Source organism: Phycisphaerales bacterium, from assembly GCA_020852515.1.
In the GTDB taxonomy this organism is placed as follows: Bacteria; Planctomycetota; Phycisphaerae; order Phycisphaerales; family UBA5793; genus UBA5793.
Genome location: JADZAS010000013.1, coordinates 398,169 through 411,202, shown reverse-complemented (window position 1 = coordinate 411,202; position 13,034 = coordinate 398,169). Strand labels below are relative to the sequence as shown.

The following is a 13,034-nucleotide window of genomic DNA, read 5'->3' as shown; positions in this document are numbered from 1 at the left end:
TGTCACCACTCAAGACGCACCCGGGAGTCAATTCCGTTCGCCAGACGCTGGTGTTCGAGAGTTCTATTCACGCGTTCTTTTGCTACTTCCAGCACCGCCTCCGGTGGCCGCAGACACTGTCTGAGATGGTCGGCAAAGCGTTCGGTGCGCGAGGTTTCGGGCTGGCAGGTGAATGCATGACTCACAATCAACCACCCAAGCATCGCGCCATGCGAACTCGCAGGCGGTTTCGCGCCTCTGAACACGCGAGCGCACTCAAAATCAACCCGCATGGGCTCCCGGTCCTGGCCGACCACGATGTTGCGGAACTGGTGATCCACATCCACGACTTTCGCGGCGAGCAGACGCTCCGTCAGACCCACCACCCGGCTTTCAAAGCTCTCGACCGCATCCTCATCGCCTTGTGCGATCAACTCCTTGAGATGCACCATGCCGTTGCAGGTCGGTCCGAGATCCTCCATCACGATCGCCTCGAACCGCTCCCCCGAATTCAGGTTCAGCCGGAGAAACTGAAGCAGTCGCGGCGCGCGAATCCCGGATCGCACGACGTGTTCATGGGCTCGCCACTCGCGATGCGCCATGCTCAGGCCCGAAAGCCCCTGGAGCCGCTCCTTCAGGTCCCGCTGCCGGCAGGCCTTGACGACAACGGAGTCGCCGCCGGAGTCGGTGATGCGCATCAGCATTCCACGGCCGCGTGTGCGCCCCCGCAGAAACTCGCAGCCGCCGCACTCGCTGGTCCGCCCGGACTCAATCGCCTCGCGGATCAGCGGCTCCCAGCGCGCAAGATCAACGGGAGCGATCATGGCGCCTCCGGAACGACTACCGCCGGCGAGGCGGACGCTTTTGGCTCGCGCCTTCCCCAGACCTGGCCGCGCACGACAACCGCCGCCACTGCCAGCGGCATGCCCGCGAGACCCGCCGTCGCTGCGACTCGAATCCAGAACTCGTATGCCGAATCCAGTCTATTGGCGATGAGCGCCGCGGGCAGGCCGTACGCGGCCGCCCCGAGCGTGAACCTCACCGCCTGGCGCGTCAGCGCCTCGCGCCCGAAGGGCACTTCCCGCAGCACATAAACATGCGCGATCACCGGCCCAAGCGCCAGACCGATGACGAATCCCGCCAGCCCCCACACTGCATAGCCCGCAACGGCGAACACGACTCCTGCGGTCCGCCAGACGTTCGCATAAAACAGCGCCTTGGAATTGCCCAGTGCCAGAGGCAGGCGGTCCATCGTGAGCAGCACGATCATGCTCCAGATGTACAGCGCCATCCACTGCGCGATCCCGCCGGCGCTGTGGTACCGCTCATCCCAAAGGGTCTCGAAAAAGAGCGGTGACACCACCGCCATGGCGATGCACACTGCTGCCCCCGCCCAGAGCACCACCTCGCGCGCCTGCAGCGCAACCTCGACCATCCGCTCGGGCCGGTCGCGGTGCCTGGCGTAGACCGGGAAAAGCACCGTCCCGCCCAGCCGCGTGCAGACGTAGAAGGGCACCTTCGCGAATACGAACGCAATGCTGTAGAGCCCAAGGTCAGCCAGGGTCAGAACATTGCCGAGGATGATCCGATCGAGATTCAGCGCCAGAAACGTAAACGCAGTGCTCAGGAACACCCATTTGCCGAAAGTGAACAGTTCTTGCGCACTCTCGCGGTCCCACGCCACCCGAACCCGGTGGCCCGGAACGATGAAGTGACTGGCGATCATCTTGAAGCAGACGCTCGCCAGTCCGCCGGCGACCATCGCCCACACGGACGGGTTCACCAGCGCCCAGAGGACCATGACCGTGAGAGAGACCATCTGTGAGGCGATTTCGAGCGTCGTCAACCGGCCCAGCCGCAGGTCCTTGTTGAGCGTCGCCAGGGCCGTCGAACTGAAACCGGCGATGACGGTCCCGCAGCCCGCGACCGGCAGCAGGTAAAGCAGCGCCCAAGCGGTCTCGTCGTTGCGCGCGAACATGGCTGCGGCCGGCCAGGTCAGCAGGCAGGTGCACAGCCACAGGCCCAGCCCGCGAATGATCTGAATCGTCCACGCGGTATTGAGGAAGGCAGGGTCGTGGCCGCGCTTGCTCTGAATGATGCTGGGCTTGATGCCCACATCGGAAAACATCTCCATGCCCTGCATGAAGACCTTGACGAGCGCCATGAGGCCGAAGATCTCCGGCGCCAGCAGCCAGGCGAGGATGAGGTGACTGCCGAGGCGCATGATCTGGCTCCAGCCGTAGCCGCCGAGCGTCCACAAGGCGCCTTGGACTGCCAACGATCTGGTCAACGGCTGCTTCATGCCTTTCGCAGTGCGAATCGAACCGCCCGGCGCGCAGCTTCTCTCGCAGCCGCGCCGTACCGCCCCGTGTACCAATTCCCTTTGATCCCCGGGCCCGGTGAGACCCACGGATCATTCCGATCACGCGCACGCTCCAATGCCCGAACATCGAGAGTACCGTGCTCCTCGAGATGCCTCATTAGGTGATGCATCAACACGTAGGGCTTGTTCAAGGCCGCGCGCGTCGTGTAATGCAACACCGCGGGCCTCTTGAGCTTCTGGGGCATGTCACGCACGGGTTGGTTGTAGTCCTCAGGCACAAGGTGAACAGAGGCACCCGCCTCCACCGTCGCGCGGTGCAGAGACGGCTGATCGGTGTCGCCCATGATCTCGCGAGTCGCTCTCCAGTACTCGTGCCAACGCGCGCCGACGCGCCGACCCTGTTCGTCGTCGCGCATGAACAGCACGCCGCTGCTGAGATATGGGCACACCGGCGCCGGCCATCCCGCCCGACGGAACTTGTCAAGCAGAACCGAATCGAATCGACCGCCCTTCGAAAGGTCATACTCCGCGCCGCAGAGCGCACAGTCGTGATCTACCAATGCGTCGACAGGTCGCAAGACAACCGTATCGATGTCAAAGTAAATCAGGTCTCCCCTGACGGCCTCCCTCATCCGGGTCTTGACGAAGCGCGATGAAGCCGGGCCGTTCTCCAGACCAGAGTCAATGACGATGGTCTCATCAACGGCGTCCATGAGTGCCGGATAGAGCTGACGGCAGGAAGACTGAGTCGGAACATCAGTCAGTAAGACAACCCTCGCTCCGGCGTGGTGATGCCGAAGTGTCAATAGGGCCGCATGGGTCATGATCAGTAGATCACGCCCCGTTCGCGCCGTAACCACGTAGCAACACTGCGGAAGCTCGGCGATGCTCATAGCTTCTCCGTCACGGTTTGAGCCTCGGCTTCGCGACTCGCCAATTGACGGTCGCATGGTTCGGCCACCAGGAGCGATCGTGTCGCTTCATGTCGAAGTGATGGCGTCGCGCCAAGCACGCGCACGTTGTGAAAGCCGGCTGAGCGCAGGTACTCTATCATAAACCTATCCTGGCCCTCGGGCATTTCGGGCATGATTTCTTTCCACGACATCTCGTGCTCCTCGCGGCAACCCATTTCAAACACGAGCGCCTTTCGTGCACGTGTGGCAACTGATCGCAGGAATGCCCTTCCGCCTTCAACTCCCTCGGCGCGCACGACATGGTGAACCACGGACAGGCACAACACGACATCAACTGTCGGCAGTCGCAGAATGCTCGCCGGAGTCAGTTTGGCCTTCATGATCGCATGACACTCGCTCTCATCAACTAGTCGCGAAACCTCGCCTCTGAATAGTCGCCTGTCGTCGATTTCAATACCCAAAGCAAAGCAGCCAAACTCCTCTGCCGCCCGCCGCAAGAACCACCCTTCTGCACACCCGATATCTAGGATCGATCCGGCATCATACTGCTGAAGCACCCGGCTAATCATCGACCATCGCTGAGTCCAGTCGCGCTTACCTTCGCGCAAACGATCGGAGTACCGTACCGGTTCGTAGAGCTCGCCCTCGTAGCGTAAGTGATTCTCGAGGACGTTGCTCAGGCGAAGAGGGCGAAGACGGCGTTGTCGAGCGCCAAGCCGCTCGTAGACGGCGCGTCGGAGCCTCTCCGGGACGAGCATTCTCACGGCACGTTTCTGCGTCATAACGGAACGTCCCTCTTGATGAGGTGAATCGGCTGCCGCCTAACTGGGTGAAGCTGCATGGGCGACCTCCGTGCTATCGGCGCCACGGCACCAGCCCCGAGGAAGGGCGTCCAAGATGGCGGCTGCATGGTCTTGGATCGGCGTATCATCATTGAGGCACTGAATCAGCCGGCCGGGCATCGACTCGTGCAAACGCATCGCAATCGCCTTCACTGCCTCCTGGTGACGACGGCGCAAAGCAACCGCCTCCTCAAAAGTGAGAGCACCGTTTCGGCAAATCCTAAGCGAGTCGGCCAATGAAAGGCCCTTGCGAAGCACGTACCGCGTGACTGCCGTCTCAATGCAGATCGGAGATACGACAACCATAATCCGAGGCAGCGCGACCGCCAACTGCGAGGCGATACTTCGCAGCGCAGATTCGGAGTATCGATCGCCGTACATGGCAAGTCTAGTGAGAAGATGCAAGGCGCCTTCATCCTGCACGTTGACTGTATTCACAGTACCTGTAGAGCTGATACTGGTGGAAGTGCGGCGCACCCAGCCCAGGATCAGCCATCCGTACTGAACGTTCTTGAAGGTGAAAGGGCGGATGCTCAAGGCGAAGCGAAGCATCGAGAAGTAAAGAGCGGGATTTCGGACCGCGGCGATGAAGGCATTGTCGACAAGCAGACGACGCCACCTGCGGCGCAGTTGATAATCTGACGTAGAAGTGGTCCAATTGAAGATGTTAGTTTCGTATCGGACCGAGACGCCGGCCTCATCAAGTGCACTCAAGAGGGCGCGAGCGATTGTGGTTTTTCCACTTCCGGGTATACCGACGAACTCAATAACAGCAGGCGACTGAGGCAATGGTGATACTCGCAGTCGATGCGCCTCGACCAACTCGTACGCTGATCTCACCCCGCAATCGTTGAGTTATGGCAATGCCGCCTGTGAGCGCCCACTGCGCTAATTCGCGGGCACGGCAGGCAATCCGAACCCCTCGCGGATGAAGGCATTGACCGCACGGGAAGTGAATTCCGCTCTCCAGAAGCCGCGTCGCTGCTTGGCGGCTTCGGCGAGAAATGCAGTAAGAGCTGCTTCGTAACTCTCGGCCGGGCGGCCAATCGAGGACATGTAAGCCTCAATGTCACGCTCGGGATCAGGAAAAGACGGTTCTGAAAAGACTGATCCGCTGTCTCCCGTGGCAGCAACCCAACCGATGAATGTCGAGCCTGGAGCGAAAACAGAGGAGTTCTCTGCGAAATACCTGTTATTGCTGACCGCAATTTCGCTGAGTGACCCAGGATCGGTGGGCACATGAATCACGGAGCCGGCGAATTGGCGGATGATGTTGCCGGTGATGACGAAGTTCAGGATTGGGGCATCATCTTTGTAAATCCGAATCCCCTCGCCTGCGCCGTAGCCGCCGCGCTCCCAGCGATACACAACGTTGTCGCGAATGGTAATGTCTTCAGCATGGTGGAGTTCTGGGCTCGTGTGGCCATAGACGATTGCCCGAATATTGGAAGTGCCCGTCCGCTGATGTGCCACGACGTTGCCATAGATCTCAGCGCCCTTGAGAGTCTCAAGCCACAATCCGAACCCTCGCGGACTGTCGTCAATGTCTCGTGAGTCCAGAATCACGTTGTGCCGCACAATGCCGCTCCATGGCCCATTGGCATTGGCACTGTGACTGTAGCCCATCTGGACGATGGGGTTTTGCAGGAAGAGGTTGTCCTCCATCAGCCCACCCGGCCGTTGATGCACGCCGTGAGAGGATGATCGGGCTGAGATGTTTTTGCGAAAGACGACATCCGAGCAAGTGTGCTGAATGTAGGCGTTATGATTATGAATGGTGGCGGCGCCGCTGGGAATCGTCTCGTGCCAGCCGTTATGGTCAAAAATATTCTCTTCGACAAGCAGGCCGTGAGTCGCCGACACGAAGACACCCTGCACATGGCCGCTTCCCGGAATCGCGTAGCGATCGGCAACCACGCAGCGGCGGATGGCCACATTCTGCAGCGGGATCGAACCGACACCCTGGATTGACATGCCAGTATTGGTATGTTCCGGCAGGAAGAGATCTTCGATGAGCCACCCGTTTCCTCCAATCTCCCTCCCAATACCGCTCGGCGCGTTGATGTGCAAGCCTGCCAGCACGATATGGTTGAAGGCGTACTGCGGATGAGTGGGGCCATAGCGTGTCCGGAACGCACCGACAGTGGGACGGTCGGTGTCCAATGGACCGTATGTGTAAACGATCATCGGTTCCAATGGCGAGCGGCCAGAAATCTGCCACGTTGGTATCTGTTCCTCCCACACATCCCCGCGCTTCAGCAGCATCATGTCCGGGTAACCATCGCGCAGCTGGTTGTACGCTGCAGCCAGGGTCTTGAACGGCTGGAGGGGGCCGACGGGGTTGAACGGGTCGGGGCCGACGATGGGGGCCTCCGGGGTGTAGTAGACTGCCGTGGCGTCGTTGCCGTCGGAGCTTGACACGTAGATGATGCGGCTGTCTTTGTAGTAGAGCGGGTGCTGGTACATGGCCAGGAGGTCAGTCCAGCCGTCTTCGGTCATGGGCAGGCCGGTGAAGTCGTGGAGGTGGTTCCAGGAGTTCCAGGGTTCGGTGCCTTGGTTGCCCTGGTTGCCGCCGGAGTTGCCTCCGCCGGAGTTGTTGCCTCCGGAGTTGCCGCCTCCGGAGTTGCCGCCGCCGCCTGAGCCGCCTTCGGAGCCGCCTTCACCTTCCAGGCCGCCGGCTCCGCCACCGCCGCCTCCTCCGCCGCCACCGCCGCCACCGCCACCGCCGCCACCACCGACGACGAACGAGCCGCCGCCGCTACCGCCGCCTCCGCCGCCGCTGCTGCGGCGCCGGCCGATGGGGGTGTTGTCGCCGGTGTGGAACTTGAAGTGGGCGTCGGATGAGGTGCTCGAGCCGCTCGTGCCACCTTCGGTCGCTGAGGCGAGGAGGGTCAGGTCATCCTCGCCTTCTTCCGCCCACACGTCATCCTCGATGGGCTCGGCGAAGGGGTCGCCCTCCATTGCGCTTTCGTCGTCGACGACGATCAGGCCGCCCTCGGACGCCTCGGTCGTTTCGCCCGCCTGGGCCGCGGCCTGCGCCTGGTCGGCGTCCATGGTCCGCAGCGGCTGGTCGGCGAGGGCCTCTGAGTTGAGCGCGATGCGCCACGAGCCGTTGGCGCGGTAGAGCACCGGCCGGCCGTCTCGCAGGGCCAGGCTGCTGGGCAGGCCGTCGCGCAGGGCGATGCGTTCGGTCACCGTGCCGCCTGAGAGAACAATGCTCTTGGCGGCGACGAACGCATCGACGCGATCGAGCACCCCCTTGTAGTTGCGGTTGGCCGCCTTGGGGTCGAGGCTGCGCCGCGATTCGAGCGGCAGGCCGAGCACGCTGAGTGAGACCTTGTCATCGGTCGTGCGAATCGCGTCGAGCAAGGCTTCGAGGTACTGGCCGAGCGTCTGTTCGTATGCCGCCGCGACGCGCTGGGCTTCTTCCGGACCGCCGGTCGTGAGGGCCTGCCTGTACTGGGCGTCGCTGAGGCTGAGGCCGGCGCCGGTGAGGCGGATGGCCACGAGCCGGCCCGGATTGGACTGTCCAGCCGCGGCGATGCGTTCGATGGCCGCGTTGCCGGCGGCTTCGAGCGGCGCTGCGTTGCGCGAGAGGATGTCCTGCTCGCGCAGGTGCAGGTCGATGATCGCCGGCTCCTTGGCAGCGCGGAGTTTGAGGTCATCGCCGGCGGCCTGCATCGCCAGCAAAGCAGGCGCGAGGAGCACGAGCAGGGCAGCCGCCAGCAGGCCGCCCGCGGCATACATGCGTCGATTGAACGATCCGGCCAGCGTGTTGACGGCGATTCGGCAATTCATCATGACCCACTCCTCGATAGTGCGCGCGGACCTGCCGCATATCGGCACGATACCGCCTTGAAGAGTGTCCGATTGGGTAAGTAGAGGATCAAGCCGCATGTCCAGCTCGCCGGTCTTTCCTCATCGCTCGCGCCGGCATCATCGGGGCAGTTTCGCTGACCGGCACGATCTGCACCGTCTCGCATTTGCGCCGGAGGGCGGCAGTGACTGATAACCGCCGGCTGCGCGAGCGCCGTTGCGAGCAAGGGTCTTATAAAATCGAGCGTTCAATGTCGTCAGGCAGGGTTGACCGTAGGTCAGCGCGGGCGTTGCCCATGTCGCGCGCACAAAAGGTGGCGGGCCGGCCGGCCGATTCGGCGCATCTGGTTGTCATGTTCCGATCATCCCTGGATCGATCGGATTCGTGTCCTGAGGCGGGTTCAATCGGCGTTTTCACGCCGCGCCTCGGCTGGCATCAGTCAATCGGAGCGAGAATCGAAGCGTCAATCTCCATGCACGTCGCCCGGCCGAGCGCATCGATCACGAGGATCAAGCGATCGGGCGAGCGGCGTTCGTCAATCAGCCCTTCCACACCCTTGAACGCGCCCTGCGTGACGCGCACGTGGCGTCCGACGCGCAGGAACGGGTAGGGATCAAGTTGAGCCTCGCCCTGGATGGCGAGGCGGATCTGTGCAAGTTCGTGCTCGAGCCGGGCCTGGTTGGCGACTTTGATGATCTGCGCCACACGGCCGGACTCGGTCGCGAAGTACGCCGCGTCGAGCGGGCCCCAGAGGAAGACGTAGCCGGGAAAGAGCGGGGCCGCGACGGTGCGCTTGCGATGGCCATAGATGCGAACGTGTTGCACGAGCGGGAGAAAGACCCGATAACCGGCGCTGCGGAGCGTCCGGTCGATGGCCTTCTCCTGGCGGCTGAGGGTGCGGAGCACGTGCCAGCGCTCAATGGCGCTGTCGTGCAGCCTCGCCGGGTCCGAGGTGGCGACGGCGGCACCACCGCCTGCCGGCCAGGCCGGGTGGGCGCCACTTTCCACGTTCATACCGATCGCCACCTGGTCCACTTCCACGCCACCTGAAAGAGTTACCCACCGCGTCGCAGCGCGAACAGCAGTTGAAGAAGAGTGCAGCCCCCTGCGATACGTTCCTCGCTCGTGATCCACAGGGCAGTGCGTAGTTTACCTGAAGATCGGCTCTCGTGCAAGGCCAACTCCCTTATCCGGGGCAGATCACCGCAATTGTGCCTCGTCTCGGCCGCCCACCTTGCCCACTCTCACCAGCGTCGCCGGCTTCGACACGGGGACCGCAACGCCCGCCGTGCGGTTACCCATCGGCCGCTTTGTGCCCGGCGGGCAGTTCAATGTAACGAAGTGGCCGCCGAACGCCGACCGATTTGGGGAGTGCAGCCCCGCAAGCCGCCGATAACCGCTTTGATCCTCGGGGCCCTTCTCTCTAGGATGGCCAACTCATGAAGGGCGTCATACTTGCCGGGGGATTCGGCACGCGGCTGCTACCCATGACCCGCGTGACCAACAAGCACTTGCTGCCGGTCTATGACCGGCCGATGGTGTACTTTCCCATCGAGTCGCTCGTGACGGCCGGGGTGAAGGAGATCCTGCTCGTCACCGGCGGCAACGCGGCCGGCGACTTCGTCGAACTGCTGGGCAACGGCGAGGAGTTCGGCTTGCGCAAACTTTCCTACGCCTTTCAGAAGGGCGCCGGCGGGATCGCCGAGGCCCTCGGCCTGGCGGAGGACTTCGCCGACGGCCAGCCCATCGCGGTGATCCTCGGCGACAACATCTTTCAGAACGACATCGCCGAGATGGCCGCGGCGTACCGCAGCCAATTGGCTGAGAACGGCAACCAAGGCGCCCGCATCGCGCTCAAGGATGTCAAAGACCCGCAGCGATTCGGCGTGCCGCGCTTCGACGGCGTCGATGGCCAGGCCGGCCGCAGGATCGTCGAGATCGTCGAGAAGCCCCAGAACCCGCCGAGCATGTACGCGGTCGTCGGTCTGTACATGTACGACGCGAGCGTGTTCGACATCATCAAGGGACTCAAGCCCTCCGCGCGCAACGAACTTGAGATCACCGATGTGAACAACGCGTATCTCAAGCGCGGCCAGCTGGAGTTCTCGATGCTGCAGGGCTGGTGGTCTGACGCAGGCACGATCGAGAGCCTGCACCACGCGTCCAGCCTCGTCGCCCGGCTCGGCGCCAACGGCAAGGGCCCGGCCCGCAAGCATTCCAGCGCGGCGGATGATTGAGCATGCCCCAGCAGTCCTACCAGCCAAAGCGGGTGCTCATCACTGGCGGAGCGGGCTTCATCGGCTCGGCCCTGGTGCGCAACGTGCTCGAACAACTGCCCCAGGCCGAGATTGTCAATCTCGATGCGCTCACCTACGCCGCGAGCCTGGCCGGACTGGAATATCTGCTCGACAATCCGCGGCATCACTTCGTGCACGGCGACATCACCGACCGCGAGGCGGTGCGGCGGGCGATGGACGGCTGCGATGCGGTGATCAACGTCGCCGCCGAGTCGCACGTCGATCGCTCGATCATCGATTCGAGCCCGTTCATCCGCTCCAACGTGCTCGGCACCCAGGTGCTGCTCGACACCGCCCGCGAACTCAAGGTGCAGCGCTACCTGCAGGTGAGCACGGATGAGGTCTACGGCTCGCTTTCACTCGATCCGAGCGAACCGGCGTTCAAGGAGACCACGCCGCTCAACCCGAGTTCGCCCTATGCGGCGAGCAAGGCCGCGGCTGATCTGCTTGTGCTCGCGTACGGCCACACTTTTGGCTTCCCGGCGATGATCACGCGCTGTTCGAACAACTTCGGGCCGCGCCAGTTTCCCGAAAAGGTCATCCCGCTGTTCACCATCAACCTCATGCGAGGCCAGCGCGTGCCGCTCTACGGCGACGGGCTCAACGTCCGCGACTGGATTCACGTGGATGATCACTGCAGCGCCATCATCGCCGCCCTGCAGCGCGGGCAGCCGGGCCAGGTGTACAACATCGGCGCGAGCAACGAGCACCCCAACGTTGAGCTGACGCACATGCTGCTGCGGCTGACGGGGCGCGATGAGTCGGCCATCGAGTACGTCACCGACCGCCTCGGCCACGACCGCCGCTACGCCATCGACTCGACGTGGACGAAGCAGTCGCTGGGCTGGCGCGCCACGCGCTCGGCCTGGCCGGCCGCCCTGGAGCAGACGGTGCAGTGGTACCGCGCCAACCAGCCGTGGTGGGAGAGCATCCTGTCAGGCGCGTACCGCGCGGAGAACGAGCGGCTGGCGCGGCGGGGGCGCTGGTCTCTGTAACCCTGTGCAAACGTTCGCAGGTCCTTCTCCGGTGCTCCATGCGCGACGATGAGGGAATACTTCAGTAAAAGCGGAGGTTGTATGGGCGGATTCGTGTTCGACGTGTTCGACGTGTTCGACGTGTTCGACGTGTTCGACGGGTTCAGAGTCTGCCTGGAGCGAGTCAGCATTTGCTGAGTTCGGTCACAACATCCGTCAGAGAAACGGCGCAGACAGCGGAGAGAGTTATGGTAGCAAAGCGCATAACGGACGCGTTGCGGATCGGGATCATAGTTGCATCTAGTCTGACTACGATCAATGCACACGCCCAATGTGATCCTCCGTTCTTGCTGCGACTGCTGCCGGGCGACGGATCCGCCGGAGATCTGTTTGGACGGGCGGTGGGCGTTTCCGGACAACTCACGGTCGTCGGGGCGTATGAGGACGACGAGAATGGTCCTCAAGCGGGGTCGGCATATCTGTTTGACGCGCTGACGGGTGAGGAGCGAGTCAAACTCCTCGCGAGCGACGGCCGATCGGGTGACGCTTTTGGTTCGTCGGTAGCGATCCATGGGAATGTCGCAGTGATCGGCGCGCCAGGTTGCGATAACGACAGTGGAGCGGTGTACATCTTCGATGCATCGACCGGCGCAGAGATGTACAAGTTGCTCCCAAATCATCGTGAAGAAGGAGAGCGGTTCGGCAGTGCGGTGGCGGTCAGCGGCGACTTGCTCGTCATTGGTGCCATCGCCCACAGCAGCAATGGGCCGAACTCTGGTGCGGCCTACCTCTTCGATGTGCGTTCGGGTGAGCAGACCGCGAAGTTGCTGTCGAGTGATGGGCAGGAAGGAGATTACTTTGGTCGCAGTGTCGCGATCAGCACGACGAGAGTAGTTGTCGGCGCGTATCTTGCCGATGTCAACGGTTCCGGTTCAGGGTCAGCATACTTGTTCGACGTGGCCGATCCTGCCGCTCCCGTCGAAGTGGCCAAACTTGTTCCGAGTGACAATGCAGAAGGGGACTGGTTTGGAGTGTCTGCTGGAATATCGGGTAACAGAGCGATCATCGGCGCACATCTGCATGATGAGAACTTGGCAGACTCGGGAGTCGCCTACCTCTTCGACACTCTGAGTGGGGAGGAAGTCGGCAAGTTGCGCGCAACGGATGGAGCAGCCTACGACATGTTCGGCTGGACGGTTGCAATCGATAACGAGCTCGCCGTCGTTGGCGCCTTCGGGCGTGACGAGCGGGGCAGCAATTCCGGTGCCGTTTACGTCTTCGATGTGTCTTCGGGCCAGCAGCTTGAAAAGTTGCTTGCGCCGGATAGCAACGAGTATGATTACTTCGGCTACGCAGTCGGAATCAATCAGTCGATTGCCGTCGTCGGCGCCCTGTATGACGACAACAGCGGCCGCAACTCCGGCTCCGCGTACGTGTTTGACACCCAAGATCATCGATTGGCGTTATGGCAACGCGGTTCCTGCTCTGAGACGGTACACCTCCGAGTGACCGGAGCCACTCCCGGAGCTCAGGGTGCGATTGTCGTGGCCTTCGGTCGGGGGAACTTTCAGGTGCCCCCCAATCAACCATGTAGCGGCACGATTCTGTGCCTCGACGAATCCGTTCGAGTGGTTTCGTACGGATCGGCCGATCAGAGTGGATTTGCCACGATCCGGCATCGCGTCGATCCAAAGTACTGCGGACGCATCCACCTCCAGGCGATCGACTTTTCGACCTGCGCGACGTCGAATGTCATCCTCATCGAATAGGGCCCCGTCGGGCTGAACAGTTGGGGGAGCGACCACTTCGCACGGCACGCGAAACACAAGGCGTGGTGCGAGTTGCCGATCGAGTGATTCTCCTCGGTGTGGCGCGGCTTGAAGTCGGC

Annotated in this window: 10 protein-coding genes; 3 read left to right on the top strand and 7 right to left on the bottom strand. The window is 62.5% G+C overall.

Annotated elements, in window-relative coordinates; all coding sequences use genetic code 11:
- Positions 1-2: 2 nt before the first annotated feature.
- The 7 genes from IT430_07850 to IT430_07820 form a co-directional block, all read right to left on the bottom strand.
- On the bottom strand, positions 3-803 hold the full coding sequence (locus IT430_07850; GenBank protein ID MCC6907836.1) for a hypothetical protein: 801 nt from the start codon (positions 801-803) through the stop codon (positions 3-5).
- Positions 800-2,269, bottom strand: coding sequence for an oligosaccharide flippase family protein (locus IT430_07845; GenBank protein ID MCC6907835.1), 1,470 nt, complete (start codon positions 2,267-2,269; stop codon positions 800-802). Before IT430_07845 ends, IT430_07850 begins: the two co-directional genes overlap by 4 nt.
- Positions 2,270-2,277: 8 nt before the next feature.
- Positions 2,278-3,195, bottom strand: coding sequence for a hypothetical protein (locus IT430_07840; GenBank protein MCC6907834.1), 918 nt, complete (start codon positions 3,193-3,195; stop codon positions 2,278-2,280).
- Positions 3,192-3,773 carry a class I SAM-dependent methyltransferase gene (locus tag IT430_07835; protein MCC6907833.1) on the bottom strand — a complete coding sequence of 194 codons (582 nt, stop codon included), beginning with the start codon at positions 3,771-3,773 and terminating at the stop codon, positions 3,192-3,194. The genes IT430_07840 and IT430_07835 overlap by 4 nt, the downstream gene beginning before the upstream one ends.
- A 264-nt stretch (positions 3,774-4,037) precedes the next feature.
- Complete coding sequence (locus tag IT430_07830; protein ID MCC6907832.1) at positions 4,038-4,898, bottom strand: hypothetical protein; 861 nt, start codon at positions 4,896-4,898, stop codon at positions 4,038-4,040.
- Between the two features lie 48 nt (positions 4,899-4,946).
- Positions 4,947-7,859, bottom strand: coding sequence for a right-handed parallel beta-helix repeat-containing protein (locus IT430_07825; GenBank protein ID MCC6907831.1), 2,913 nt, complete (start codon positions 7,857-7,859; stop codon positions 4,947-4,949).
- Positions 7,860-8,310: 451 nt separating this feature from the next.
- Positions 8,311-8,889 (bottom strand): UpxY family transcription antiterminator, encoded by a 579-nt coding sequence (locus tag IT430_07820; protein MCC6907830.1) that lies wholly within the window; start codon positions 8,887-8,889, stop codon positions 8,311-8,313.
- A gap of 425 nt (positions 8,890-9,314) precedes the next feature.
- Between IT430_07820 and IT430_07815 the strand changes: the two genes are divergently transcribed.
- The 3 genes from IT430_07815 (at position 9,315) to IT430_07805 (ending at position 12,915) form a co-directional block, all read left to right on the top strand.
- Positions 9,315-10,112, top strand: coding sequence for an NTP transferase domain-containing protein (locus IT430_07815; protein MCC6907829.1), 798 nt, complete (start codon positions 9,315-9,317; stop codon positions 10,110-10,112).
- Between the two features lie 2 nt (positions 10,113-10,114).
- The gene (rfbB, locus tag IT430_07810) at positions 10,115-11,167 is read left to right on the top strand and encodes a dTDP-glucose 4,6-dehydratase (protein MCC6907828.1); all 1,053 of its coding nucleotides are present in this window, start codon (positions 10,115-10,117) and stop codon (positions 11,165-11,167) included.
- 326 nt (positions 11,168-11,493) lie between these two features.
- Positions 11,494-12,915, top strand: a complete 1,422-nt coding sequence (locus IT430_07805; GenBank protein ID MCC6907827.1) for an FG-GAP repeat protein — start codon at positions 11,494-11,496, stop codon at positions 12,913-12,915.
- Positions 12,916-13,034 lie beyond the last annotated feature (119 nt).

What these genes read in the sequence shown, in the direction of transcription:
- IT430_07820 (MCC6907830.1), bottom strand. Translation starts at nt 8,889, where the DNA reads ATGAACGTGGAAAGTGGCGCCCACCCGGCCTGGCCGGCAGGCGGTGGT.
- IT430_07840 (MCC6907834.1), bottom strand. Translation starts at nt 3,195, where the DNA reads ATGAGCATCGCCGAGCTTCCGCAGTGTTGCTACGTGGTTACGGCGCGA.
- rfbB (MCC6907828.1), top strand. Translation starts at nt 10,115, where the DNA reads ATGCCCCAGCAGTCCTACCAGCCAAAGCGGGTGCTCATCACTGGCGGA.
- IT430_07815 (MCC6907829.1), top strand. Translation starts at nt 9,315, where the DNA reads ATGAAGGGCGTCATACTTGCCGGGGGATTCGGCACGCGGCTGCTACCC.
- IT430_07825 (MCC6907831.1), bottom strand. Translation starts at nt 7,859, where the DNA reads ATGATGAATTGCCGAATCGCCGTCAACACGCTGGCCGGATCGTTCAAT.
- IT430_07850 (MCC6907836.1), bottom strand. Translation starts at nt 803, where the DNA reads ATGATCGCTCCCGTTGATCTTGCGCGCTGGGAGCCGCTGATCCGCGAG.